The following is a 25,662-nucleotide window of genomic DNA, read 5'->3' as shown; positions in this document are numbered from 1 at the left end:
CGCCCCCGCGCACCCGCCGCCATGCCGAGGCGACCACGAAGCGCTCTCGGCGCGCTTGTGCGCGCATAATGATATCAAACGGATCACTTCTGCATCGAAGGGATACCAATCGCGACTCACTGGGTCTAGGGTCGCAGGTGACGGGGGCGCAGGGGGAACGAAGGATGTAGGGGCCGTCGGCATCGACGGCCGGGGGTGGGCCCGAGCAGGGGGCCGGCCCACCCCGCCCCCTACCGGCCGTCGATGTCAGGACTGGCGTGTCACCGCGCGATGGCCACCTTCAGCGCCCGCGTCTGCGCGGCGCGCGAGAAGGTCTCGTAGGCCTCCATCATCTGATCGAATCCGAACCTATGGGTGACCAGAGCAGCCGGCTGCAACTTCCCCTGCGCCACGAGCCGCAACAGCATCGGGGTGGTGGAGGTGCTCACCAATCCCATGGTGATCGCGATGTCCTTGATCCACAGCTCGTGCAGCGGGAGCTCCACCGACTCCCCGTGCACGCCGACGTTCGCGATGGTCCCGCCCGGCCGCACGATACGGGCACAGGAGGTGAACGTGGTGGGCACCCCGACCGCCTCGATCGCGACGTCGACGCCGAGTCCGTCGGTCATCGCCATGACCCGGTCCTCCCAGCCCTCGACCCCGCTGTTGACCCCGTCGCTGGCGCCGAACTCCTGCGCCGCCGCGATGCGGTTGTCGTCGAGGTCGATCGCGATGACCCGCGACGCCCCGTACAGCCCCGCCGTCATGATGGCGGCCAGCCCGACCGGCCCGGTCCCGATCACCGCGACGACGTCGCCCGGCTTGACGCGGCCGTACCGGACGCCGATCTCGAATCCCGTGGGCAGGATGTCGGAGAGCATCATCGCCGCCTCGTCACTCACGCCGTCCGGCACCTTGTGCAGGGAGTTGTCCGCGAACGGCACCCTCACGTACTCGGCCTGCGTGCCGTCGATGAGGTGGCCGAAGATCCAGCCCGTGCCACTGGCACCCTCCTCGGCCAGGCAGTGGGAGTACAGGCCCTGGTGGCAGTAGGAACACGATCCGCACGCGCTCACGCAGGAGAGGATCACCCGATCCCCCGCCTCGAGGGTGGCCACCGAGGACCCGACCTCCACCACCGTGCCGACTCCCTCGTGCCCGAGGATCCGCCCCTCGGTCACCGCCGGGACATCACCCTTGAGGATGTGCAGATCGGTCCCGCAGATCGTGGTCGTCTCCATCCTCACGATCACGTCGGTCGGTTCCTTGATCACCGGGTCCGAGACCTCGTCCCAGGACTTCGCCCCAGGACCGTGGTAGACAAGCGCCTTCATTGCCGCATCTCCTTCGTCTCGCAATCCACGAGGGCCGCGAGCGCGTCCCTCACTCCTCTCGGTCCACCGGTTCGCGGACCGAGTCCCTCGCCCGTGCCACCAGCACGGGAGCAGCCGAGCGCGCGATGACCGACCTGCTGACCGAACCCAGCAGGAGCCCCGGGAACCCGCCACGGCCCCGGCTTCCCACCACCACGAGGGCGGCGCGTGCGGACAGCGCCACGAGCGCGTCCTCCGGCCTCTCGTGTCGCACCTCGCTGGTCACCCGGACCCCGGAGGCCTCGGCCGGCGCCATGAGCCGGGCGAGGTTCTCCTCGTCGTATCGGTCGATCTCGGTGATCGCGGCCGCCGCCACGTCGCTGCTGAGCAGCGCCGCCGATATCGACCACGCGTGGATCGCGTGCACGGGCAGCGAGGCCGCGCGCGCCTCCTCGATGGCGGCGTGCGCAACGACGTCCGCGTCCGCGGAGTCATCGAGGCCCACCACGATGGAGTCTCCCCCGCTCTCCTGCGCAGACTCCGGGACGACCGCCACGGGGCCCCGGGCGTGGTGGATCACCGCGGCCACCGTTCCTCCCAGCAGCAGGCGGTTGACCGCTGAGGCCCCCGTGGCACCGAGGACCAGGAGCCGCGCACTCGCCGCGATCTGCGAGAGCACCTCGGGAGCATCTCCCACGTGCAGGTGGCCGGTGACCTGCACGGCAGGGAAGGCCTGCCTCACCCGTGCCACCTCTTGCTGGAGTGCGTCCTCGTCCCGCTCACGAACGCGCTCCACGAATCCGGCTCCGTGCGCCATCGCACGGAACACGCCGCTGCGAGTCGGCAACGGCATGCTCGGACTCACCCGCACCAGGTGGAGGGGGTCGCCATCGCGCAGGGCTCGTTGAGCGGCCCACTCGATCGCATGGCGGGAGTTCGCGGACCCGTCCGTACCGACGACCACGCGGTCGACCACTTCGACGCTCATCGCTCAGCCTCCTTCGGCCTCGACGCCTCGGATCACTCCCATCCTCCCCCGCCACGACCGTGCAAACTCGGGACCAAGTCCCCACCCGCGGCACCCCAAGCCGGCCCTAGCGTCGTGAACGTCCCCGATGTGGAGGAAGTCCCCCATGACCACCACGCCCACCGCTGTGAACCTGCTGGCCGACGTCGCGCTGCCCCCTGAGGTGCGCGACGCCCTCGAGCGCGCCCCGAGTCTCATCGTCCCGGCGTCCCGCGCCGAGCTGCTCGATCTCGCCCTCGGCGGGGACGGCAGCGGCCTGGCGACCCCGGAGACGTTCGAGGTGGCCTACGACGTCGCCTCCGCCGCCACCCGCACCCGGATCGTGGAGGCCACGAGCGCGCGCTGCAAGAACGGCATCGCGGTCAACTACCCCGAGGACTACATCCGCCGCCGCGACCCCGACTGCATGCGGATCGCGGACGAGCGCCCCACCGACAAGCCGCGCTACGCCGACCGGGAGGGCGGTCCCTTCGATCCGGTGCGCAACGAGACGCTGGCGTGGCTGGCCACCCAGCCCCTCGCCGTCGTGCCCTTCAAGGCCGGGGGCCTCACCTACGGCTACCCCTCGCTGGCCGTGGTCCCCGCGAACGCCGCGTTCTTCGCCCTCGCCCTGGTGGACCTGCAGGGCTGGGTGAGCCTGGAGGAGCTGGGCCCCTACACCCCGCGCAGCCTGATGTTCGTGGCCCCGCCGTTCCGGCACACCCACTTCGAGGGCCGGCAGGTGGTGGTGCACAACCGCAGCGAGGACCTGCACGAGGTCTGGGCCTACAACCTCTATCCCGGGCCGAGCGCGAAGAAGGGCGTGTTCTCGGTGCTGCTGGACATCGGCGAGCACGAGGCCACACCGTGGCTGACCGCGCACGCCTCCGCGGTACGCGTCACCACCCCGTACGACAACCAGACCGTGATCATGCACGAGGGCGCCTCCGGCGGCGGCAAGTCGGAGATGACCCAGGAGATGCGCCGACTGCCGGACGGGCGCATCCAGCTCGGTGAGAACGTGGTCACCCAGGAGCCGTACATCATCACGCTCTCGGAGTCCTCGCGGCTGCAGGCGGTCACCGACGACATGACGCTGTGCCACCCGGCGCTACCCGCCGGTGACGGGAAGATGGGCATCGCGGACGCGGAGGACGGCTGGTTCATCCGCATCGACGGCCTCAAGGCCTACGGCGACGACCCGCACCTGGAGCGGATCTGCATCCAGCCGCCCGAGCCCCTCGTCTACTTCAACGTGCAGGGCGTGCCGGGCGCCACCATCCTGCCCTGGGAGCACACCCTGGACTCCACGGGTAAGCCCTGCCCCAACCCGCGCGTGGTGGTGCCGCGTGCCTTCGTGCCGAACATCGTCGAGACCCCCGAGGAGGTGGACATCCGCACCTTCGGGGTGCGCATGCCGGCCTGCACCCGGGAGAAGCCGACCTACGGGATCATGGGGATCGCGCACATCGTGCCGCCCGCCCTGGCGTGGGTGTGGCGGCTGATCGCCCCGCGCGGTGACAAGAACCCCTCGATCGGGGAGTCCGCGGCGCAGCGCAAGACGCTCGAGCACGGCGGACTGGTCGCGGAGGGAGTCGGCTCCTACTGGCCGTTCTCCACCACCACCAAGGTGGGCTCGGCGAACCTGCTCCTGCACCAGATCCTCGCCGCGCCTCGCACCCGGTACGTGCTCACCCCCAACCAGCACATCGGCGCCTACCGGGTGGGGTTCGCCGCGGAGTGGCTCACCCGGGAGTACCTGGCCCGCCGCGGCGTGGCCCGGTTGCGCCGGGACCGCCTGCAGCCCGCCCGCTGCTCGCTGTTCGGGTACACCTTCACCGAGATCAACATCGACGGGCAGACGATCCGCCCCACCCTGCTGCGCCCGGAGTTCCAGTCGCAGGTGGGCGAGGAGTCCTACGACGCCGGGGCCTCGGTGCTGCAGAAATTCTTCGCCTCCGAGTTGGAGCAGTTCCTGACCGACGACCTGGATCCGCTGGGCCGGGCGATCATCGAGACCGTGATCGCCGGGGGCAACGTGAGCGACTACGAGGAGCTGACGCCGCTGTTCGTGTGAGGCCTGCCCCGGGTCGCGACCGACATGAGGAAGAATGGGGGCCAGTCCACCGAGGGAGGGACGCCCATGCCGACGTCGCGATCCGGGCTCGGCGCGCTCACGCTGCCCGCGATCCTGGCTGCGATCCTGGCTGCGGCGGCGGGCTGCACCGCCGCCCCGCCCGCGGAGACGGGCAGCACCGCTCCCGCTGCCGCCACGGCCTCCCCGCACGCCACGGACTCACGTGCGCAAGCAGCGACACCGAGCGCAGCGAGCACCGCTGACGCGCCCACGCCCACACCCGCACCCGCACCCACCACGGCAGAACCCCGCACCGCGACCGAGACCATCGTGCAGGCGCTGAACGACGCCCGGGCGCAGGCCGGGGCGCAGGCCCTGGTCACAGACCCCGACCTCGAGGCCATCGCCTCCGAGCAGGCCGAACTCATCGCCGACGGCGCAGCAGGCTTCTCCGATCAGCTCGCCACCGGCGTAGCCGACGCGGGCTACCCCAGCCACGCGGCGCAGGCGGTGGGTGCGCTGCGCGTCACGACCGCGACCCAGGAATGGCTCACCGACCCGGAGACCCGTGAGATCTTCATCGATGACGCCTTCAGCGCAGTCGGCGTCGCCGAGGCCGGCTACGAGGCGGGCGGTTCCGTCTACGTGGCCGTACTCGCGTACACGGCAGGCGACGGCTCACTCCCGCTGGGATCCGAGGGCGCCGAGCGCATCCTGGACCTCACCAACGGCGAACGTGCCGCGGTGGGCCTCGCGCCGCTGACGCTGAGCGAGGAGCTCAACGCCGCCGCGCAGCTGCAGGCCGATCACCAGGCCGAGATCCTCGAGATGACCCACGACGGACTCGGTGGCCTCGGCGCCCGGTTCGATGCCGCGGGGTACGACTACCGCCTCGCGCTGGAGAACGTGGCCGTGGGTCAACGCACGCTGGACCAGGTGGCGCAGGGTTGGGTGGACTCCCCGGATCACTACGAGAACATGGTCAACCCCGAGGTCACCGAGATGGGATTCGCGGTCACGGTCGGCGTGGACGGGCGCGCGTACTACGCGCAGGAATTCGGCGTGCAGCACGGCGACTCGGCGCCGGCGCCCGCCCCCGAGCCGAGCAGGTCCCCCTCGAGCTGAACACGTCCTCCCGGGGCTGAGCAGGCGAGCCGGAGCCGGGACGTGAACGGGCGCTGCTCCCGAGGCCCTGCCAGCGCCGCGGCGGCCCTCACGCGGAGGGTTCCTCCTCCAGCCGCGCCGGAAGGCCGAGCGCCGCGAAGACGTCCGCGCCGAGGAACACGGTCTCCTCAGCGACAACGCCGTCGCGCACCACCAGCACGTGCACGCCCCACGGGAAGTGGCCGCCAGCCGGGTCCCGGCGGTACTGGGCGAAGCCTGCACCACCGTTGACGTCCACCGGCAGCACACGCGAACCCTCGCATTCCGCTCCCGGGCCGGTCAGCCAGGCCAGCACGTCCTGGCGGCCCTGCAGATACAGGCGGTACGGCGGCATCGACATCACGGCATCCTGTGCGAGCATCGCGGCGAGCGCGTCCATGTCGTAGCGCTCGAACGCCGCGGTGTAGCGGGCGACCACCCGCGCCTGTTCCTCCTCGCTCCCGCGCGGCCGCGCGGCACGGGTGCCCTCGCGCACCGCGACCATCGTCTCCCTGGCCCGCTGCAACTGGCTGTTCGCCGCGGCCACCGACAGGTCGAGCAGGTCCGCCACCTCCGCGGCCCGCCAGGCCAGGACGTCTCGCAGGATCAGCACCGCACGCTGCGTGGCGGGCAGGTGCTGCAGCGCCGCGAGGAAGGCGAGTCGCACCGAGTCCCGGCTGACCGCCACCTCGGCGGGGTCGCTCACCGAGGCGGTCAGGGCCGGCTGAACGAAGGTGGCCGCCGGTAGCGGCTCCCCGAGGGAGGCCACCACCGGTGGCGAGGCCGCGGCCTCGAGGTCGACCGGCAGCGCGCGCCGGCCCCGTGCCGCGATCTCGTCCAGGCACACGTTCGTGAGGATCCGATACATCCAGGTGCGGGCGCTGGAGCGCCCGTCGAAGTTCTCCGCGGCTCGCCATGCACGCAGCATCGCGTTCTGCACGGCATCCTCCGCGTCACTGGAGGAGGCGAGCATGCGGTAGGCGTACCCGCGCAGTTCCCCGCGCATGGCAGCCAGGTCCTCCAGGAGCCCGTCACCCCGGGCGGGTTGCGTCGTCGTCATGCCCGTAGACAATCACTCCCCACCGACAAGGGGAAGACCGGGGCACTCCCGGGCGTCTCACACTGTGAGATTCCGGGGGTCGGCTACGCGAACCGGGCCGGCGGGCGCACAGTGGGCGTCGCCCTCACCCCCGATCCGGAAGGCCGCGCTGTGCCCTCGCCCTCGTCCACCACTGCTGCACCCACCCGCCGTCGGTGGCGGATGCCCTCGTTCGGGACCCAGATCGTGCTGGGTCTCGCCCTCGGACTCCTCCTCGGATTCCTCGCCCGCGCCATGGGTCCGACCGCCGACGGTGACCCGAACTGGCTCACCGAGACGCTCTCCACCATCGGCGGCTCCTTCGTCGACCTGCTGCGCGCGATCGTGCCGCCGCTGGTGCTGCTGGCGATCGTCTCCTCCATCGCGAACCTGCGGAACGTGACGAACGCGGCGCGACTGGCCGGGCAGACGCTGCTGTGGTTCGCGATCACCGCACTGATCTCCGTGGCCATCGGCATCACGCTCGGGCTCGTGCTGCGCCCGGGCGAGAACACCTCGGTGGACCCCGAGTTCGCCGCCGATCCCTCTCGCAGTGGCTCCTGGGTGGACTTCCTCCTCGGGCTCATCCCCACGAACTTCCTCGGCCTGGGCGGCAGCGCACCCGAGGGCGGTGGCGAGATCGGTGTCAGCTTCAACGTGCTGCAGCTCGTGGTGATCGCCATCGTGGTCGGACTGGCCGCGCTCAAGGTCGGCAAGCAGGCCGAACCGTTCCTCACCTTCGCCTCCTCCGCGCTCAGCGTGGTACAGAAGGTGCTGTGGTGGATCATCCGGCTCGCGCCGCTGGGCACCCTCGGCCTGATCGGCCGCGCCGTGGCGACCTACGGGTGGGACCTCATCCCCTCCCTGGGCATGTTCTCCCTCGCCGTCTACGTGGGCCTCGCCCTGGTGCTGTTCGTGGTCTACCCCGTGATCCTGCGCACCAACGGGCTACGCCCCATGCAGTACTTCCGCGGCGCATGGCCCGCGATCCAACTCGCCTTCGTCTCCCGCTCCTCGATCGGCACACTGCCCGTGACGCAGCGGGTGACCGAGCGCAACCTCGGCGTCCCCCGCAGTTACGCCTCCTTCGCCGTGCCGCTGGCCTCGACCACCAAGATGGACGGGTGCGCGGCGATCTACCCGGCGATCGCCGCGATCTTCGTGGCCCAGTTCTACGGGATCGACCTGACGATCACGGACTACCTCCTCATCGCATTCGTCTCGGTGGTCGGCAGCGCTGCCACCGCGGGCCTGACCGGGGCGGTGGTGATGCTCACCCTGACCCTGTCGACCCTCGGCCTGCCACTGGCGGGGGTCGGGCTGCTCATCGCCGTCGACTCCATCCTGGACATGGGCCGCACCGCCGTGAACGTGGCGGGGCAGGCCCTGGTGCCCACCGTCGTGGCCAAGCGGGAGGGAATCCTGGACCTGGAGACCTACAACGCAGCCTCCTCCAAGAACCTCTTCCTGGAGGACGACCGGGATCAGAATCACGACGCCGAGGTGGCGCAGGAGATCGCGGCGCACGACGCGCAGCGACACCGGGGCGAGGACGCCGAGCGTCCGCGTGAGGACGTCACCTCGCGCTGAGGCCAGCGGCGACGGCACCGCCCCGATCCTCGGGGCGGTGCCGTCCGCCGTTCGGGGGGCACCGTCTCAGCGTCGGCCGCGCAGCCGGTCGATCTCCCGGCGCTCCCGCTTGGTCGGCCGCCCCGCACCGCGCTCCCGGGTACCGGCCGGCGCCACGAACTCCCGCGGCGGGGGCGGTGGGGTGTGGTCGATGTAGCACTGCTGCGCGATCGGGGCGCCCGCGCGCTTGAGCAGGATGCCGGTGACCTCCAGATCCCGCTGGCGGTCCCCCACCAGGGCGGTGACCCGCGACCCGACACCGACGCTGGTCGCGGGCTTGGCGGGCACACCGTCCACCCGCACCTTCCCGCCGCGGCAGGCGGCCTGTGCAGCGGATCTGGTCTTGAACATCCGCACGGCCCACAGCCACACATCCACCCGCGCCGCATTCGCCATGTCCGGCAGCCTACGACGCCGCGGGAGGGCTTCCTCTTACACGGCACGGCGCCGCGCTGCACCGCCAGTGCCACGATCCCGGCGCTGATGCGCAGAGGGGATCACTGCGGATCATCGGGGCGAGATCGTGCGTCGGAGACGCACCGCAGTGGTGCACACCTACCCGGGACCGTGGCGAGCCCCATCCTCACCGCGCCCTGGCGCCAGACGCAGCAGTGGCAAGGTCCGACCGGGGAACTCACCACAGAGTTCACCTCGGCAGTCACCTGGGACGACCTCGCCCCGGCGCCCGCCGGAGTCACTGCGCCGGCGCGTCGCGCTCCAACGCCCGGGAGACCACCCGCACCTCGGAGAAGCCCCGCACGCCGAGCGCCCGATAGACCTGTCGCATCTGTGTCTTGATGGTGTTGGGGGAGACGAAGAGCAACTCCGCGAGTGCGTGCGCATCCGCGGCCTGCGCGGCCGCCGTGAGAACCGCCTGCTCGCGGGCGGAGAGCCTCCCCAACAGGTGGGTTCTTGCCTGACTGGCCACCGCACGCTCCAGCTCGCCGACGATCATGGCGCTGGCGGGATCGAGGTGGGTCTGCTGAGCCTGTCTGACCAGCCCCACCAGCACCGCCCAGCCGTGACGCGCGAACGGCATCAGATTGCCGTTACGGGCGGCGAGTGCGAGTGCCCGGCGCAGCGAGTCGTTCGACTCTTCCATCCGATCGCAGTCCCGGGCGGCCAGAGCGTGTAGCACATAGGCCCAGACCGTCTGCCGGGACTCCAGCACGTGATCATCGGTGATCACCGGCTCCAGGAGTTCCAGCGCCACCTCCGGGCGTCCGGCGCGCCATTGGACCCGGGCGTAGACCCGGTCGGTCGAGGTGAACTGCCCGAGTCCATCACGCAGCAGGTCCTCGGCCTCGGGAACCCGGTCGAGTTCGCTGAGCAGCTCCGCCCGGCTCGCCCGCAGGATCGAGGTCTCGAAGGCGGTGAGGCTCCGCCCCTCCAGCGCCCGCTCGAGCACGTCGAGGTTCCACAGCGCACTCTCCTGGGTGCCGGTCGCCAGCGCGGCCACGCTCTCCAGTTGCTGCGCCAGCACCTCCAGGACCAGCGGGTCACGCGCGGGCTCCGCGCCCGCGGGTCCGAACTCGCTGCGCAGCAGTCGTGCGCCCTCGTCCATCTGGAGCCGTGAGAAGGCCCGGAACGCGCGGCCGTAGGCCCCGAGTCGGCGCGCGGCCGCAGGCTGCGCCCCATCGTCCAGATCCCTCCAGCGGGGCGTCTCGATCGTGGCCGTCACCATCGGCGCGCCCGCGCGCGCGATCGCTGCCGGCACCCCGGAATCGTCGAGCGTCTCCGCACCCGCCAACGCTGTTGCCGCCTCGCGGTACTGCCCGAGCGAGAGGTGCGTAACCGCACTCTGCGCGAGCAGGCTCGCGTGGAGCGGGGCCTCGACCGCGCCTGACCCTGCCTCCACCTCGGCCAGGGCCGCGCGCAGCGTCTCACTCGAGGCAGCCGCATCCCCGTTGCCGCGCTCCACCGGACCCTGCACCAGTGCGCTCATCACGTTCAGCCGTGCCGGGATCGTCCCGGGGAGGGTGACCAGGAGCCCGGCCGCACGCTCGAGTCGTCCCGGCGTCAATCGGGCGTCGTGCCCTGGCATCGTGAGATCCACCAGGGCGCGCGCCACCAGGACCGCGAGTTCCGGTTCCACCGCGATCGACCAGCGTCGCTCGAGATCGAGGATCCGCGTGACACCCAGATCAGGCAGGCTCGAGCCGTTGGCGAGGAGCACCGTGATCAGGTCGGCACGCTCCCCGCGTTGTTCCAGGACGTGCAGTGCCCACGCCACCTCCCCCATTGCCCAGAGTTCCTGTGCGGCGCGCACGGCCGTGCGGGAGTCGCACCGCACCACCTCGGGAGCTGATGCGCTCACAGCGCGGCCGAGCACCTCCACGATCTGGAAGGAGTCCTGGGGGCCGATGCTCACCAGGCCACATGCGACCAGGTCCTGCAAGTCCTCGGCCCACCCCTGCCGAGCTGCCAGGGCGTTGGTCACCCGGGTGGGAACGCCGCCCAGCAGCGCGACGCGCCGCAGGTGCGCCCGCAGGTCCGTCGGCAGCAGAGTGTTCGGGCCCTGCGCGGTCAGATTCTCACGGACCACACCGACCGCTACCTCCAGCCACGACTGGTCGCGGGCGTCGCGCTCGTCATCGCGCCGAAGGCACGACACCACGAGTTCCGGATGACCGGACGTGGCGTCGAGGATCTCCCCGGCCTCGATCTCGTCGATCTCGCGAGCGTGCAGTCGACCCAACTCCATGATCTCGGACCGCGTGAACAGCAACAGGCGCGGATCCACGGAGGCCACCTCGACGCCGCTATGGCGCGTCAACGCCGCGGAATCCACGCCCAGAGCGACGCCACCGCGCACCACCACGTGCAGGTAGGCATCGAGCCCACCCAGCGAACGCGCGTGCTCGAGTGCCTCTCCCAGTCCGGGATCCCGCGCGCTCAGGACCAGGAGCGTGCGCTGCCCGGTCGCGACAGCCGCGACGACCTGAGCGGCGGCCTGCGCATCCCATGCTCCCGGCTGCACCAGCACTGCACCGTGCACCTGTGCCCACTGCGTCAGGGCGGTGACCCGACCCATCCCGTTGAGCCCGCCGAGCAACACCACAGGGTGCCGTAACCCTCGATCGAGGTGCTCCAGCACGCGGGGACGCTCCAGCAGCGCGCGGCCATCGCGCGACGTGCCAACCTGCAACATGCGACTCCTGCACCTTGTCCGATGCCCCGCGCTCAGCCATCCCCACGGCCGACTCTGCACCTCCCAGTATGCCGACGCGCGCCGTGGATACGCATCCGGTGCGCAACCGGTGAGATTCGCCCTCGGCCACGGTCATACCGACACCAGCGCACCTGCGCCACCCTCACCAAGGAGGACACCATGCCCACGCTCACCCCGTGCCTCTGGTTCGACGGCGTCGCCGAGGAGGCCGCGGAGTACTACGTCACGGTCTTCCCCCGATCGCACATCGACGCGATCTCTCACTATCCGCAGGGAGCGCCCTACCCCGCCGGCACCGTCCTCACAGTCGACTTCACGCTGGACGGTCAGCGTTTCGTGGCCCTGAACGCCGGGAAGGAGTTCACCTTCAGCGAGGCCATCTCGTTCCAGATCGCGTGCCAGGACCAGGCCGAGGTCGACTACTACTGGGACACCCTGACGGCGGAGGGTGGCCAGGAGGGAGTGTGCGGCTGGTTGAAGGACCGGTACGGCGTCTCCTGGCAGATCGAGCCGGCCGCACCCGTGTTCACCGGTGACGCCGAGGCCGATGCCCGGGTGAATGCCGCGCTGATGGGTATGCGCAAACTCGACCTCGCCGCCCTGGAGGCAGCACGCCAGGGGTAGTCGCTACCCTCGCCGCATGCGGATCCGGGCACAGTTGGGCGACATCACCACCTTCAGCGGCGACGCGCTCGTCAATGCGGCGAACTCGACCCTGCTCGGTGGCGGCGGGGTGGACGGCGCGATCCATGCCGCCGCCGGCCCCGAGTTGCTCGCGCAGTGCCGCGCGCTGCGAGAGCGGGAGTACCCCGACGGGCTCGGTGTCGGGCAGGCGGTGGCCACGCAGGCGGGCAATCTGCGCGCGCGGTGGGTGATCCACACGGTCGGGCCCAACCGGCACGCGGGTGAGACCGATCCCGCGCTGCTCGCCTCCTGCTTCACCAGTTCCCTGCGGGTGGCCGACGACCTCGGGGCACGCACCGTGGCGTTCCCCGCGGTGGGTGCCGGGGTGTACGGGTGGGACGCACACGAGGCGGGGCGGATCGCCGTCGCCGCCGTGCGGGCGGCACGGACCCAGGTCGCGGAGGTGACCTTCGTGCTCTTCAGCCCACGGGTGCTGGCGGCGTTCGAGGAGGCCCTGGCGGGTCGCTGAGGCACGAACGAGGGCGTGGGACCGGCCGGTCCCACGCCCTCGCTGCTCGGTATGGACTACGTGCGGACTACACGTGGACTACACGCGGTGCGACCACGCGGGGTCGCGCCCTACTCGGCCGACTCCCCCGCGTTCTTGCGGCGCACGGCCATCACCGTTCCGCCGACCACGATCAGCAGCGCCGCACCGGCCAGGCCGGCGACGCCGACGCCGGTGCTCGCCAGGCCACCGCCCGAACCACCCGAGCTCGACCCATCGGTCGGGTCGGTCGTCGCGTCACCCGTCGGGTCCGTGGTGGGGTCCGTGGTGGGGTCGGTCGTCGGGTCCGTGGTCGGGTCAGTGGTCGGGCTACCGGTGGGGTCGGGCGTCGGCTCGACCACGGGCACCGGGCCCACGGCCTCGGAGACCACCGTCACGTCGGTGTACAGCGGCTTGGACCCGGTGACCTGCACCGCGAGCATCGCCCCGCCGTCCTGCGGCGTCACCACGTAGGTCGCCCCGGTCGCACCCTCGATCGCCTCGCCGTCGCGCAGCCACTGGTAGGCCGTGATCTCCCAGTCCTGCGCCACCACGGCGGTGAGGGTCTCGCCCTCGGAGGCCTCGCCGTCGACCATCGCGGTCAGCGGGTTCTCATCCACGATGTCAGCGGGGTCGATGACACCCTCACCCTCGGCATCGGCCGCCCAGTACAGCGCGCGGCCGATCTGGCTGAGGGCACCCACCGGGTGGGCCCGGAAGGTCGGGGTCGTGCCGAACAGCACCGCGCGGCTACCCGCCTCGGTCTCGGTCGAGACGATCGAGGCCTGCCCGGCGGCATCCGCCGGCGAGGTGCCTTCCGCGGCCCGCCAGTGCCCGGCCACGAAGGTGTCCTCCACGGCGTAGGTCTGCTCCACCTCGACGCCCTCGGGCAGGTCGGAGAACCAGCTGAAGGAGTACCCGAAGGCGTGCTCCTGCGGGTAGGTGGCCAGCAGCCCGCCATCGGCGTCGCTCACCCGGGCGATCCCGTTGGAACTGCGGGTGCCGCTGGTCGCGGTGACCTCGGCGATGCCGTACTCGGCCACGAAGTCCGCGGCGGCGGTGCCGTCACCGACCACGTCGCCCCCGGCCGCGATCCACTCGGCCATCGCCGCGACGGCGGCCTCGTCGGAGATCCGCGGGTTCGAGCCGATCCAGAGGACATCGACCTCGTCGAGGTCGAGCTCACCGGAGACCAGGGCGTCGTTGCTCAGCGCCAGCGGCTCGGTGATCCCGAGCCGCGCCAGCGACGTCACATCCCCCGCGTCCCCGGTGTAGGCGACCACGGCCTCATCCAGCCCGACGGACTCCTCCGCGGTCAGACGCGAACCGTCGGAGGCCAGGAAGCTCACCCCGTACGCCTCGGCCACGGCCACCGCGGCGGCGTGCGACTCCGCGTCGGGGCCGAGGATCACATCACCGTCCTCGAAGAGCGAGACCGGGATCCCGGCCTGCAGCAGCGCGGTCAGTGCCTGGTACTCCGCGGTGCCGCGCATCTCCAGCTCCAGGTACCAGCCCTGCTCCGGCACCGACCCCGTGGGCGCGGTCTCGGTGATCTGCTCGAGACCCGCGGGCAGCGGACCGTCCGTGGTGTCACCCACACTGTCCACCGTGGCACCCCACAGCAGCGCGAGGCTCCAGGCCGAGATGTCGTACATCGAGGGCACGACATCGGAGATGTCGCTGCCCTCGTCGAGCAGCACATTCGCCATGCCGCGCAGCGGCTGGTGCATGTCCACCACGAAACTCCCGGCCGGGTAGGTGGTGCCACCGATGGTGATCTCGGTGGTGGCGCGGTCCACCTCCACGCCGTTGGCCAGGAGCTGATCGACCAGGGTCACCGCATCGGTCTCGGAGCGCTGCGTGCCGCCCATCGGGATCACGTACGCCCGGGGGAACTCGGCGCCCGAGACATCGGAGGCGTCCCAGATATCGGCCCACTCGTCCGGTCCGGGGATCGTGGTCGGGTCCACGTCCGCGGGCATCTCCACCAGCGGCTCGCCGGCGGCGCCGCGGCGGAAGATCTCGATCTGGTTCTCCAGCAGCAGGTCGCCGGTGGTGTTCACCTGCTCCACCGCGGTCTCGATCACGATCCGCGCCACCTGCTTGTTCACGTCCAGGCGGCGCTCGCTCTCCTCCTGGTCGCCGGTGCGGCCCAGCGGCAGTTCCACCGTGTTGGTGATCGCGCCCTGGTAGGCCACGTACTGCGGGGTGAAGATCGGCGGCCAGTCGTCCCACCCGGAGCGGATGTCGCGGTAGGGGATCTTGATGTACCCGGTGTTCTCGGTGGTGACGCGGCCGGTCTCGCGGTCGAGGTAGGTGTTGCCCTCGATGTCCGCGGCGACCACGTTCTGCTCGATCTCCAACGCCATGTCGTAGGCGGTGGGCAGGAACAGGTCGTACTCGTAGTTCTCCCCGTGCGGGGGGCCGCAGGGCTCGACCTGCAGCACGTTGGTGTAGCCGTGGATGTCCAGGTAGTTGGTCGGTTGGATCACCGCGGTCAGGTCGCGGATCAGCACGGCCTCCTTCGTGGCGCCGGTGATCATGTCGCGGTTCGCGTCGAAGTCCGTGGCGGTGGCGCGCTGTCCCAGGGCGCGGCCGTCCGGGTTGTTCGTGACCGTGAAGTACAGCCGATTATTGGCTCTTCGGACATCCGGTGGGGAGTAAGGGTGTCGGCGCGGTAGTCCGGGGGTAGGGGTCGAGGTCCCCGATGATCAGTAGCGACCAAGCAACTGTTCGTTCCGGAGACCTCGACGTTGACCAACGCTACGGGGTGCCCTGCGGCACCCGCGACCACGGATCCATGCTCGCGCTGTGACGTGCTGCTCGGCTTGCCGGGCGTGCAGGTCGAGGCGGTGGAGCGCGAGGCGGACCTGCTCGCGGTGACGGTCTCGACGCCGTGGCGTCTGATGGGCTGTCCCGACTGCGGTGTCGTGGCTGCGAGCCGCGGCCGTCGGATGCGGCGCCTCCACGATGTTCCCCACGCCGGGGCACGTGTGGAACTGCTCTGGCGGCAACGATTGTGGCGCTGCCCTGATCCGGGGTGCCCGCGCGGAATGTTCAGCGAGCAGGTCCCGGGCCTGGTCGCGGCGCGGGGATCGGTCACGACTCGCGCGATCGGGTGGGCGATCGATCAGCTACGGCGTGAGCACGCCACGATCAGCGGGCTGGGACGCCAGCTCGGGATCGCGTGGAAGACGGCCTGGCGCGCGATCAGACCCGAACTGGAGCGGCTGGACGCTGATGAGTCCCGGTTCGCCGGGGTCACCTCGCTCGGGGTCGATGAACACATCTGGCACCACGGCGACCCCCGTAGGAAGGGACCCAAGGAGCTGACCGGGATGGTCGACCTGACCCGCGACGAGAAGGGCCGCCTCCACGCCCGACTGCTGGACCTGGTGCCAGGACGGTCGAAGAAGGCCTACGCCGACTGGCTCACCGGGCGCGGAGAGGTCTTCCGGTCCGGGATCCAGATCGCGGCACTGGATCCGTTCGGGGGCTACAAGAGCGCGATCGATGACGAGCTCGCCGACGCCGTCGCGGTCCTGGACGCCTTCCACGTCGTGAAGCTCGGCACCCAGGCCGTGGACGAAGTCCGACGAAGGGTCCAGCAAGACACCACCGGGCATCGAGGCCGCAAGGGCGACCCGCTCTACGGCATCCAGCGCCTGCTGCGAGCCGGGGCAGAGAACCTCACCGACAAGCAGCTGAACCGCCTCGCGGCCGCGATCGAGGCCGACCCCGCCCACGAAGCCGTCTACATCGCCTGGCGCTGCGCCCAGGACCTCCGAGCCGCCTACCAGGCCAGGGACACCACCCACGGCCGGGCACTGGCCGAGAAGATCCTGGCCACGTTCCACACCTGCCCGATCCCGGAGATCGCGCGCCTGGGCCGCACGCTACGCAAATGGCGCGAGGCGTTCCTGGCCTACTTCACCACCGGCCGCGCGAACAACGGCGGCACCGAAGCCGTGAACGGGATCGTCGAGCTCGCACGCCGCCTCGCCCGCGGCTACCGCAACCGCGACAACTACCGCCTACGCATGCTCCTCGCCGCCGGCGGACTCACCCCCTGACCCCCACCGGATGTCCGAAGAGCCCGATTATTGGCAAGGACGTCCGCGACCTCGTCCTCGGGCGCGGTGGCGAGGTACTCCAGGTACTCCAGGACCGCGTCGGTGCCGTCCCACTCGTTGCCGTGGATGTTCGCGTTGAACCACAACGGCACCTTGTAGCCGGCCTTGAGCTCCTCATCCACGGCCGCGGCCGCGGCGTCGTGCTTGATCTTCTCGCGCCAGGCGGCCTGCTGCGCGGTCTCGGCCTCGGTCTCGGGTGCGGTGACGGTGACGAGGTAGATGTCCTTGCCCAGTTCGGACTGCCCCACCACCTGGGTGGAGATCCGGTCGGTCAGCGTCATCAGCTCGGTGAGCTTCGGGGCGATCGCGTCGTAGGGCACGGCGCCGCGGTCGAGCGAGGCGTCGGTGGGATCCTCCTCGAAGACCCGCAGTTCGGGCTGGTAGGGGTAGCTTGCGGGCGGCGTGACCTGGTCCGAGACCGGGGTGACGACGGCGTAGGCGTCGGTGGTCTCCAGGGCGACGGCGGCCGGGGCCACGAGCAGGGGGGAGACGACGAGTGCGCCGACTGCTGCACTCGCGGCAATGACACGTCGATGGGGGGTCATGGGACTCCATTTCCAAGGGGCGGCGCCTCCGGGGTCCGCGGAGCCGGAGGCACCCGCGGACCGGCCAGTCGGTCCGCGGGCCGTCCCAGGCTAGGGAGCGCCCATTACCCCCAGATTACGCATAGGTTTCTCCAAGGACACCTGAAGGAAAGCAAAGTCGTTGCCCGTTCCTCTCGGCCACGAGTCCCGCCGTCCACGCCTCATTCCCCCAGACTGATCGTCTCGTCGATGAACCGGTTGTCATACAGCGCCTCCGGGTCCACATCAACCTCCGGTGGCAACGACCCGGCGGCCTGCAGCGCCGGAACGAACCGCTCCACCACCTCGGCAACCCGCTCGCCGTCGATCGCCCCGAACACCCCCGTCGCGGGGTCATCGAACACCAGGCCGTCGGCCACCTGCGAGGTGGCGGAGTAGTCCGCAACCTCCGCGGTGTAGGTCCAGGAGGTCTGGTACGCCTCCACGAGTTCCACCAGCAGGGAGTTGGTACGTTCGGGGGCGGCGAGGTAGTCGATCTGGGACTGCTGCAGGATCGGCACGAGCCGCTCCAGGCACGCCGCCTGCGCCTCCACGTCCGCCTCACGCACCGTGATCGGCTCGGGGTAGATCGCGTACCCCAGCTCGTGCAGGTACTGGTAGGCGACGGGCTCGCCCCACTGCGCCACCTCGAACTCGTACTGGTAGGGCTCCATGGTCCCGAAGCCCTGCTGCATGATCGTGGGGTCGGTGACGAACCGCTGCGGGGTGCCCTCGTAGGAGGTGTCCACCTGATCCATGTCCACGATCCCCTGGGCGGCCAGCAGGCTCGGGATCAGCGGCCCGCCGGTGACCAGGGTGGCACCGGCGGCGGCGACGTCGGCGATGGTCTCCGCCTCGGGGTAGGTGGCCGGGTCCCACATGTAGATCTGCGGGGACAGCGTGAGTTGACTCGCCAGCGTCACCACCGGGCGCCCGGCCACCGCGGCGCTGATCGCCTGGTCGGTGTTCACCGCGCCGATGAGGATGTCGCTGTCGAGGTACATCAGGTCGGAGACGTTCTGGTAGCCGACGTTCGGCCCGCCGGCGCGGACCTCGATCTCCACGCCGGTGTCCGTGCCCTGCGCCACCAGGGGCCCGCGCACCGCCTTGATGTCGGTGTCGATCTCATACCCCTCGCCCACCAACTCATACATCCCGCCGTGCTCGGCCTCGGGCTGCCAGTCCTGCTGCATCACCACCGTGGCCGGGCACACCTCGGCGAGGTCGAGGGCACTGCCCGCCTCGGCCACGGGAGAGGTGCCCGACGACGCAGCCTCCCCTGCGCCGTCGCCCCCCTCGCTCGTGCCCGAGCAGGCGGCCAGGGTGAGGGTCAGCGCGAGCGCTGCGGTGATAGGCGCCTTGGTGATCGGGGCTGTGGTGCTGGGGGCCGTGGTGGGCAGGAAGGTGCGGTGGGGTGCGCGAGGCATCGTGGATCCGTTTCGGGCTCTGGGGGACCAGCCGGCGGTCCCTGGCAATTTCAGCGGCGAGCACAGCGTACGCCCTGCGACCCGGCCCCAGCGGCGCCGCTGCCGTGCCGCTGCCGTGTCGCTGCGGCCACGGCGGCGGCATAGGGTGATCCGAATGAAGGTGCTCTCGATCCAGTCGTCCGTCGCCTACGGCCACGTGGGCAACTCCGCCGCCGTCTTCCCGATGCAGCGCATCGGCGTGGAGGTGCTGCCGGTGTTCACCGTGCACTTCTCCAACCACACCGGGTACGGCGCGTGGCGCGGACCGCTGCTGGCGCCCGAGGACGTGCGCGAGGTCGTCACGGGGATCCAGGAGCGCGGGGCGCTCGCGGACATCGACGTGGTGCTCTCCGGCTACCAGGGCGGTGAGGGCATCGGCGAGGTGATCCTCGACGCGGTGGCGCGGGTGAAGGCCGCGAACCCGAGCGCGATCTACGCCTGCGACCCCGTGATGGGGAATGCGAAGTCCGGCTGCTTCGTGGCACCCGCGATCCCGGTGCTGCTGCGCGAGCGGGTGGTGCCGCACGCCGATCTGATCACCCCGAACCAGTTCGAGCTCGGCTTCCTCACCGGCACCGAGCCGGACACGCTGGAGTCCACCCTCGCCGCGGCGGACGCCGCGCGGGCGATGGGCCCCGCCACGGTGCTGGTCACCTCGGTGGAGCGGCCGGACCGGCCCGAGGGCACCATCGAGATGCTCGCCGTGACGCCCGAGGGCGCATGGATCGTGCAGACGCCGCTGCTGCCGATGAAGGCCAACGGCTCCGGGGACGTGACGGCGGCGCTGTTCACCTCCCACTACCGGGCCACCGGGGATGCGGCGCTGGCCCTTGCGCGCACCACGTCCTCGGTGTTCGACCTGCTGACCCTGACCCACGAGAGCGGGCAGCGCGAGCTCCAGCTCGTGGAGGCGCAGGAGTCCTACGCGCACCCGCGGATGCAGTTCGAGGTGCGCCGGGTCCGCTGACCCCGAGAGGGTTCTGCCGCTACCGCGAGGCGGTCCCGTACCAGCGGCCCACCACCCAGCGGTCCAGCGCGGCGAACAGGCTGAACACCAGCACGCCGAACAGTGCGGTGAGCGCCACGGCGACCATGAGGGCGTTCATGTTGAGTTGCTGGGTGTACTGCCGCAGCAGTCCGCCGATGCCGACGTCACCCTGCTGGAAGAAGAAGTCCCCGACGATCGCGCCGATCACGCTGAGCCCGGCCGCGGTGCGCAGGCCGGTGAAGAAACTCGGGACCGCCGCGGGCACCTGGAGCTTCGCCAGGCGCTGGGCGCGGCTGGCGCGCTGCAGGGTGAACAGGTCATGCGCCTGCGCGCTCGGCGCCGAGGTCAGCCCGAAGAAGGCGTTGGAGATCATCGGGAAGATCGCGATGATGACCGCCACGACGACGCGGGCCGGGAACCCGTAGCCGAACCAGATCCCGATCAGCGGGGTGAGCGCGAGGATCGGGATGGTCTGCAGGATCACCGCGTAGGGGTATAGGATCCGCTCCAGTACGCGGGACTGCGCCATGAGCACCGCCCATCCGGTGCCGAGGAGCACGGCGAGCAGCAGGCCGAGGGCAGCGACCGCCGTCGTGCGCCCCAGGGCCGCCAGCATCGGCGCCATGATCGTGGGCTGCCCGAGCACGCTCGCCACCTCCCAGGGGGGCGGCAGCAGGAAGCGGCGCGCGGGGTCGAGCAGCACCATGCTCACCACGGTCCAGATCAGCAGGATGCCGAGCACGGCGGCGAGGATCGGGAGAGCACCGGCGGCGGCGCGGTGGGCGCGGGAGGGCACCCGTGACTGTCCGTGTGGCGCGCTCATGCGACATCACGCATGCCCTGGCGCAGCAGCGCGGAGACGTGCCCAGAGAGTTCCGCGAACTCGGCCGTGTAGCGCAGTTCCGCGGGCCTGGGGTGCGCCCACGGGATCTCGACGGCGGCGACCACGTGGCCGGGGCGGGGCGCCATGACCAGCACCCGGTGGGAGAGGTAGACCGCCTCGGAGACGCTGTGGGTGATGAACAGCCCGGCGAGGCCGCGCTCGGTGACCAGGTGCTGCAACTGGGTCTGCAGGTCCAGGCGGGTGATCTCGTCCAGCGCACCGAAGGGCTCGTCGAACAGGGCGAGGGCGGGGTCGGCCACGAGGCTGCGGGCCAGGGAGACGCGCATCCGCATGCCCCCGGAGAGCTGGCGCGGGTGGCGGTCGTGGAAGCCCGCCAGCCCGACCGCGTCCAGCGCCTCCCGCGCCCGCTCGCGCCGCTGCGCCTTGGGTCGGCCGCGCAGCTCGCCCACGAGTTCCACGTTGCGTAGCGCGGTGCGCCATTCCAGCAGGGTGGGGTCCTGGAACACGTAGGAGACGACGGCGTCATTGCCCGGGCGGATCACTCGCCCCGCGCTGGGCTGCTCCAGGCCCGCGGCCAGGCGCAGCGCGGTGGTCTTGCCGCAGCCCGAGGGGCCCACCAGCGTGACCAGTTCCCCGGGCGTGAGGGTCAGGTCGAGCGCGTCCAGGGCCTGGGTGCCGTCGGGGAACGTCATGCTGACGGCGTCGAAGGTGAGGGCGGGCATCACGGTTTCAACCCTAGAGCCAGCTCATGGGCACCGCGCCGAGTGTGCCCCTGTGCCGGGTCCGCGCGCCGCCGCACTGCCGAACCCACCCGCTCGGTGCCGCCCACACTCGGCGGCGGCGCGCCACTCAGCGCTGGTGCGGCTCCCGCGCGGCGCCCTCCGCGAGCGCCGCGCTGTGGGCCTCCACGACGATGGCGCGGATCTCGCGTTCGGCGGCTGCGCCGTCGCCCTCGATGAGCGCGCGCGCCGCTTCCTCGTGCGCATCGAGCGCCTCGACCACAGGGTTGGAGGGCGAGAGGCCCAGCCGGGTGCGCCCGGCCAGCACCTCCCCGATCACGTCACCGAGCACACCCGCGAACATCTCGTTCCCGCTCGCCTGCAGGATCAGGTGATGGAAGGCGATGTCCGTGGTGAGGTACTCCTCGCTCTCCCCCAGACCCTGACTCCCCAGGTCCCGTAGCCGGGCCGCGAGCTCGGTGAAGCGTTGCCGCTGCTGCGGGCTCGCCCGAACTGCCGCCAGTCGCGCGGCGACGGGCTCGATCGCCACGCGCAACTCCATGAGCGCGCCCAATTCCGCGGTGCGCCCGGGGCCGGCGAGATTCCATCCGATGAGTCGGGTGTCGAGGGCGTTCCACTCCGTGCGGGGACGCACCGTGATCCCCACGTGCCGCCGGGCGCTGACCATCCGCATCGCCTCCAGCACGCGGATCGCCTCGCGGACCACGGACCGCGAGACCCCGTAGTGCTCCTCGAGCCCCGCGATCGTCAGCACCGTGCCCGGGGTGATGGCGCCGCCTGCGATGCGCTGACCGAGGTCGTCGAGCACTCCTGCCTGCAGCACTGCGGGACCTCCTGGCGGTTCGGGCGGGACCACCATCGTAGGTGTCGGCCCGCCCGGACGCCTGCCCGCGCCGGAGGACCCCGCAGCCGCCCGACCCATTAAGTCTCACTATTGATTAAGTCAGACTTATCTGTCACGATCGTCCGCACGACCACACCCACCGGCGACACCGACGTCACGGCGCACGCACCTCTCGCCCAGCGCCCGGCTCGGATGCTCGTCGGGCGACACCCGATCGATGGAGATCCACATGGACGACTGGACGCAGACCCTCACCGCGGGGCCGCTCCTCCTGATCGCCGCCGGCGCGATCGCCCTGATCCTCACCCTGGTGATCAAGTTCAAGGTCCACGCCTTCCTGACCCTGATCATCGCCTCCCTGCTCACCGCCATCGCCACCGGCCTGCCGCTGAGTGAACTGGTGGGCGTGCTCACCGGCGGATTCGGCGGCACGCTGGGCAGCGTCGCGCTCCTGGTCGGCCTCGGCGCCATGCTCGGCAAACTCGTGGAGCACTCCGGCGGCGCGAAGGTCCTGGCCGACGCCCTCATCGGCCTCTTCGGCGAGAAGCGCGCCGTCTTCGCCCTCGGCCTGGCAAGCCTCATCATGGGCTTCCCCATCTTCTTCGATGCGGGACTGGTGGTGATGCTCCCGGTGATCTTCGCCGTCGCCCGCCGGATGGGCGGCAACGTGCTGCTCTACGGCATCCCGGCCGCCGCGGCCTTCTCGGTGATGCACGTGTTCGTGCCGCCCCACCCCGGCCCCGTCTCCGCCTCGGAGTTCTACGGCGCCAACCTCGGCCTGGTGCTGCTGATCGGCCTCGTGGTGGCGATCCCCACCTGGTACGTGACCGGTTACCTGTGGGGTCGCTTCATCGGCCAGCGCATCCCACTCCCGGTCCCTGACCTGTTCGGCGCGGTGGACGAGGACCAGCCCGCCAACCCGCCGAGCGTCGGCGCCGTGATCGGTGTGATGCTCCTGCCCCTGCTGCTGATCTTCCTCAACACGGGCCTGACCACGCTGGCCAGCACCGGGGCGGTCGACGGCGATGCCACCTGGGTGCAGGCGCTCATCATGATCGGCAACTCGCCGGTGGCGCTGCTGATCTCGGTGCTGGTCGCCAGCGTCGTGCTCGGCACCCGGCGGGGCGAGCACGGCACCGCCCTGGAGAAGGTGCTGGACTCCTCCCTCGGGCCGGTCGCCTCGGTCATCCTCATCACCGGCGCCGGCGGCATGTTCGGTGGCGTGCTGCGGGCCTCCGGCATCGGCGACGCGCTGTCTGAGGCCCTGTCCGACCTCGGCCTGCCGATCATCGTGGCGGCCTACCTCATCGCCGTGGTGCTGCGCCTGGCGCAGGGCTCGGCGACCGTGGCCCTGGTGACCGCCGCCGGCCTGATGGCCCCGGCCGTGGCCGCCTCGGACTTCTCCGCGATGCAGATCGCCTGCATCACCCTGGCCACCGCCGCCGGGTCGGTGTTCGCCGGACACGTCAACGACTCCGGGTTCTGGCTCGTGGGCCGCCTCATGGGGATGGACGTCAAGACCACCCTGAAGACCTGGACCGTGCAGCAGGCGCTGGAGTCCGTGGTCGCGTTCGCGATCGTGGGCGTGCTGTTCGCGATCTTCTAGTCCCACCCCGATTCCCACCCGCAGCCGCCAGAGCACCCACCGCCCGAGAAGGAGCAGCATGACCTCCCTGTTCGACATCACCGACCGCCTCGCGCTGGTCACCGGCTCCTCCCGGGGCCTGGGCCGCGCGATGGCCACGGGCCTGGCGGAGGCCGGCGCCCGCGTGATCCTGCACGGCCGCAACGCCGAGGCACTGGCCGCCACCGCGGACGACATCGCCGCCCGCACCGGTCGCGCCCCGGCCACCGTCACCTTCGACGTCACCGACAACGCCGCGGTCTGCGACGGCGTGGCCGCCCTGCTCGCGCAGCACGGCGTGCCCGACATCCTGGTGAACAACGCCGGCATCCAGCGCCGCGCCCCGTTCACCGAGTTCGAGCCGGAGAACTGGGACGCCCTGATGCAGGCGAACCTGTCCTCGGCGTTCTACGTCTCCCGGCAGATCACCCCCGCGATGGCCGAGCGCGGCTCGGGGAAGGTCATCAACATCGGCTCGGTGCAGTCCAAGCTCGCCCGCCAGACCATCGCGCCCTACTCCGCCTCCAAGGGCGGGCTGGTGATGCTCACCCAGGGCATGGCGGCCGACCTGGCGCGGTTCAACATCCAGGTCAACGCCCTGTCCCCCGGCTACTTCGCCACCGACATGAACACGGCGCTCGTTCAGGACGAGGACTTCAGCGCGTGGCTGGCACAGCGCACCCCCGCGCAGCGGTGGGGACGGGTCGAGGAACTGGTCGGCACCCTGATCTACCTCGCGAGCGATGCCACCAGCTTCGTCTCCGGCCAGAACATCCTGGTCGACGGCGGCATGACGGCGGTGGTCTGAGTGACCAGCATGCGCACCGTCGTCATCCCCGGCGCCCAGCAGATCGAGGTCGTCGACCGCGAGATCCCCACCCCCGGCAGCGGCGAGGTCCTGCTGCGCGTGGCCCACGTGGGCGTCTGCGGCTCGGACCTGAACTACTACGCCCGCGGCGCCACCGGGGAGTACACGATCCGCGAGCCCCTCACCCCCGGCCACGAGTTGTCCGGCTGGGTGGAGAGCGACCCGTCCGGCGAGCTTGCGCCCGGCACCCCGGTCACCGTGCACCCCGCCCGATTCGGTCAGGAGCTCGCCGGTCTCGCCGATGCCCCGCACCTGTGGCCGGGCGGCTCCTACCTGGGCAGCGCCGCCACCTGGCCGCACACCCAGGGCGCCATGGCCGAGTACCTCGTGGTGGAGCGGCCCATGGTCCGCGTGCTCCCGGGCGACCTCCCGATCCGCCGTGCAGCGCTCGCCGAACCCCTCGCGGTGGCGCTGCACGGCCTGACCCTGGCCGCCCGGCACGGCGCCGGCACCGCCGGCTCCGACAACGGCTCCGACAACACCGACGGCGACCTGGCCGGCGTGCGGGTGCTGGTCTCCGGCGCCGGCCCGATCGGCCTGCTGGCCCTGGCGGCCGCCGTCGCCCGGGGTGCGGAGGTCTCCGCCTCGGACGTGCTCGCCGGTCCGCTGGCCCGCGCCGGCGAGCTGGGGGCCGGGGCCACCTACCGGGCGGGTGAGGAGGAGATCCCCGCCGGCGCGTTCGACCTGGTGCTGGAGTGTTCCGGGGCGGCGCCCGCCGTCACCACCGCGGTGGCCGCCGCGGCCCGCCGCGGCGTGGTGGTGCAGCTCGGGATGCTCGCGAACGAACCGCGCCCGGTCAACCTCGCCCCGATGCTCGCCAAGGAGCTGGTGATGCTCGGCACGTTCCGCTTCGCCGGGGAGATCGACGAGGCCGTGACCATGCTGGCCGCGCACCCCGAACTCGAGGCGGTCATCACGCACGAGTTCGGCGTGGACGAGGTCGCCGAGGCCTTCGCCGTGGCGCGCGACGGGGACCGGTCTGGCAAGGTGCTGGTGACCCTGGCGAGCGAGAGGGACTGAC

21 protein-coding genes are annotated in these 25,662 nt (G+C 71.1%); 10 read left to right on the top strand and 11 right to left on the bottom strand.

The window, feature by feature from the left end:
- Nucleotides 1-260: 260 nt before the first annotated feature.
- Nucleotides 261-1,316: a zinc-dependent alcohol dehydrogenase family protein gene (locus ATL40_RS01165; RefSeq protein WP_098467940.1), complete on the bottom strand. Its 1,056-nt coding sequence runs from the start codon at nucleotides 1,314-1,316 to the stop codon at nucleotides 261-263.
- 49 nt (nucleotides 1,317-1,365) lie between these two features.
- Complete coding sequence (locus ATL40_RS01160; RefSeq protein WP_098467939.1) at nucleotides 1,366-2,283, bottom strand: universal stress protein; 918 nt, start codon at nucleotides 2,281-2,283, stop codon at nucleotides 1,366-1,368.
- Between the two features lie 145 nt (nucleotides 2,284-2,428).
- On the opposite strand from ATL40_RS01160, the gene ATL40_RS01155 reads away from it, so the two are divergent.
- On the top strand, nucleotides 2,429-4,378 hold the full coding sequence (locus tag ATL40_RS01155) for a DUF4914 family protein (RefSeq protein WP_098467938.1): 1,950 nt from the start codon (nucleotides 2,429-2,431) through the stop codon (nucleotides 4,376-4,378).
- A gap of 66 nt (nucleotides 4,379-4,444) precedes the next feature.
- Nucleotides 4,445-5,503: a CAP domain-containing protein gene (locus tag ATL40_RS01150; protein WP_169925847.1), complete on the top strand. Its 1,059-nt coding sequence runs from the start codon at nucleotides 4,445-4,447 to the stop codon at nucleotides 5,501-5,503.
- Between the two features lie 88 nt (nucleotides 5,504-5,591).
- Here ATL40_RS01150 and ATL40_RS01145 read toward each other — a convergent pair whose 3' ends face one another.
- The gene (locus tag ATL40_RS01145; RefSeq protein ID WP_098467936.1) at nucleotides 5,592-6,581 is read right to left on the bottom strand and encodes an RNA polymerase subunit sigma-70; all 990 of its coding nucleotides are present in this window, start codon (nucleotides 6,579-6,581) and stop codon (nucleotides 5,592-5,594) included.
- A gap of 201 nt (nucleotides 6,582-6,782) precedes the next feature.
- Here ATL40_RS01145 and ATL40_RS01140 point away from each other — a divergent pair, with 201 nt between their 5' ends.
- Complete coding sequence (locus tag ATL40_RS01140) at nucleotides 6,783-8,189, top strand: dicarboxylate/amino acid:cation symporter (protein ID WP_098467935.1); 1,407 nt, start codon at nucleotides 6,783-6,785, stop codon at nucleotides 8,187-8,189.
- 66 nt (nucleotides 8,190-8,255) lie between these two features.
- On the opposite strand, the gene ATL40_RS01135 is transcribed toward ATL40_RS01140, so the two are convergent.
- Both ATL40_RS01135 and ATL40_RS01130 read right to left on the bottom strand, forming a co-directional pair.
- Entirely contained in the window at nucleotides 8,256-8,624 is a 369-nt protein-coding gene (locus ATL40_RS01135) for an RNA-binding S4 domain-containing protein (RefSeq protein WP_098467934.1), read from the bottom strand.
- Between the two features lie 298 nt (nucleotides 8,625-8,922).
- Nucleotides 8,923-11,379 (bottom strand): LuxR C-terminal-related transcriptional regulator, encoded by a 2,457-nt coding sequence (locus ATL40_RS01130; RefSeq protein ID WP_098467933.1) that lies wholly within the window; start codon nucleotides 11,377-11,379, stop codon nucleotides 8,923-8,925.
- A gap of 180 nt (nucleotides 11,380-11,559) precedes the next feature.
- Here ATL40_RS01130 and ATL40_RS01125 point away from each other — a divergent pair, with 180 nt between their 5' ends.
- Entirely contained in the window at nucleotides 11,560-12,024 is a 465-nt protein-coding gene (locus ATL40_RS01125) for a VOC family protein (RefSeq protein ID WP_098467932.1), read from the top strand.
- Between the two features lie 16 nt (nucleotides 12,025-12,040).
- Nucleotides 12,041-12,553, top strand: coding sequence for an O-acetyl-ADP-ribose deacetylase (locus tag ATL40_RS01120; RefSeq protein ID WP_098467931.1), 513 nt, complete (start codon nucleotides 12,041-12,043; stop codon nucleotides 12,551-12,553).
- A 110-nt stretch (nucleotides 12,554-12,663) separates the two neighbouring features.
- Here ATL40_RS01120 and ATL40_RS14920 read toward each other — a convergent pair whose 3' ends face one another.
- Nucleotides 12,664-15,114 (bottom strand): peptidase M14, encoded by a 2,451-nt coding sequence (locus ATL40_RS14920; RefSeq protein WP_098467930.1) that lies wholly within the window; start codon nucleotides 15,112-15,114, stop codon nucleotides 12,664-12,666.
- Between the two features lie 210 nt (nucleotides 15,115-15,324).
- Between ATL40_RS14920 and ATL40_RS01110 the strand changes: the two genes are divergently transcribed.
- Nucleotides 15,325-16,644: an ISL3 family transposase gene (locus ATL40_RS01110; protein WP_425443336.1), complete on the top strand. Its 1,320-nt coding sequence runs from the start codon at nucleotides 15,325-15,327 to the stop codon at nucleotides 16,642-16,644.
- Here the strand turns inward: ATL40_RS01110 and ATL40_RS01105 are convergent.
- Nucleotides 16,599-17,249 (bottom strand): M14 family zinc carboxypeptidase, encoded by a 651-nt coding sequence (locus ATL40_RS01105; RefSeq protein ID WP_098467928.1) that lies wholly within the window; start codon nucleotides 17,247-17,249, stop codon nucleotides 16,599-16,601. The two genes, ATL40_RS01110 and ATL40_RS01105, sit on opposite strands and share 46 nt — an antisense overlap.
- Nucleotides 17,250-17,449: 200 nt before the next feature.
- On the bottom strand, nucleotides 17,450-18,694 hold the full coding sequence (locus ATL40_RS01100) for a substrate-binding domain-containing protein (protein WP_245866564.1): 1,245 nt from the start codon (nucleotides 18,692-18,694) through the stop codon (nucleotides 17,450-17,452).
- A gap of 154 nt (nucleotides 18,695-18,848) precedes the next feature.
- Here ATL40_RS01100 and pdxY point away from each other — a divergent pair, with 154 nt between their 5' ends.
- Nucleotides 18,849-19,700: a pyridoxal kinase PdxY gene (gene pdxY, locus ATL40_RS01095; RefSeq protein ID WP_098467927.1), complete on the top strand. Its 852-nt coding sequence runs from the start codon at nucleotides 18,849-18,851 to the stop codon at nucleotides 19,698-19,700.
- Nucleotides 19,701-19,719: 19 nt separating this feature from the next.
- On the opposite strand, the gene ATL40_RS01090 is transcribed toward pdxY, so the two are convergent.
- The 3 genes from ATL40_RS01090 to ATL40_RS01080 form a co-directional block, all read right to left on the bottom strand.
- Nucleotides 19,720-20,544, bottom strand: a complete 825-nt coding sequence (locus ATL40_RS01090; protein WP_098467926.1) for an ABC transporter permease — start codon at nucleotides 20,542-20,544, stop codon at nucleotides 19,720-19,722.
- On the bottom strand, nucleotides 20,541-21,287 hold the full coding sequence (locus ATL40_RS01085; protein WP_098467925.1) for an ABC transporter ATP-binding protein: 747 nt from the start codon (nucleotides 21,285-21,287) through the stop codon (nucleotides 20,541-20,543). Before ATL40_RS01085 ends, ATL40_RS01090 begins: the two co-directional genes overlap by 4 nt.
- 127 nt (nucleotides 21,288-21,414) lie before the next feature.
- Nucleotides 21,415-22,128: a FadR/GntR family transcriptional regulator gene (locus ATL40_RS01080; RefSeq protein WP_245866561.1), complete on the bottom strand. Its 714-nt coding sequence runs from the start codon at nucleotides 22,126-22,128 to the stop codon at nucleotides 21,415-21,417.
- 250 nt (nucleotides 22,129-22,378) lie between these two features.
- Here ATL40_RS01080 and ATL40_RS01075 point away from each other — a divergent pair, with 250 nt between their 5' ends.
- The 3 genes from ATL40_RS01075 to ATL40_RS01065 are packed head-to-tail and all read left to right on the top strand — an operon-like array spanning nucleotide 22,379 to nucleotide 25,661.
- Complete coding sequence (locus ATL40_RS01075) at nucleotides 22,379-23,755, top strand: GntP family permease (RefSeq protein WP_098467923.1); 1,377 nt, start codon at nucleotides 22,379-22,381, stop codon at nucleotides 23,753-23,755.
- Nucleotides 23,756-23,813: 58 nt separating this feature from the next.
- Nucleotides 23,814-24,581, top strand: coding sequence for an SDR family oxidoreductase (locus ATL40_RS01070; protein ID WP_098467922.1), 768 nt, complete (start codon nucleotides 23,814-23,816; stop codon nucleotides 24,579-24,581).
- Nucleotides 24,582-24,590: 9 nt separating this feature from the next.
- Complete coding sequence (locus ATL40_RS01065; protein WP_098470191.1) at nucleotides 24,591-25,661, top strand: zinc-binding dehydrogenase; 1,071 nt, start codon at nucleotides 24,591-24,593, stop codon at nucleotides 25,659-25,661.
- Nucleotide 25,662 lies beyond the last annotated feature (1 nt).

This window comes from Serinibacter salmoneus, assembly GCF_002563925.1.
Taxonomy (GTDB): Bacteria; Actinomycetota; Actinomycetes; order Actinomycetales; family Beutenbergiaceae; genus Serinibacter; species Serinibacter salmoneus.
The sequence above is the reverse complement of the archived record's forward strand: the minus strand, read 5'-3'. Positions and strand labels throughout refer to the sequence as shown.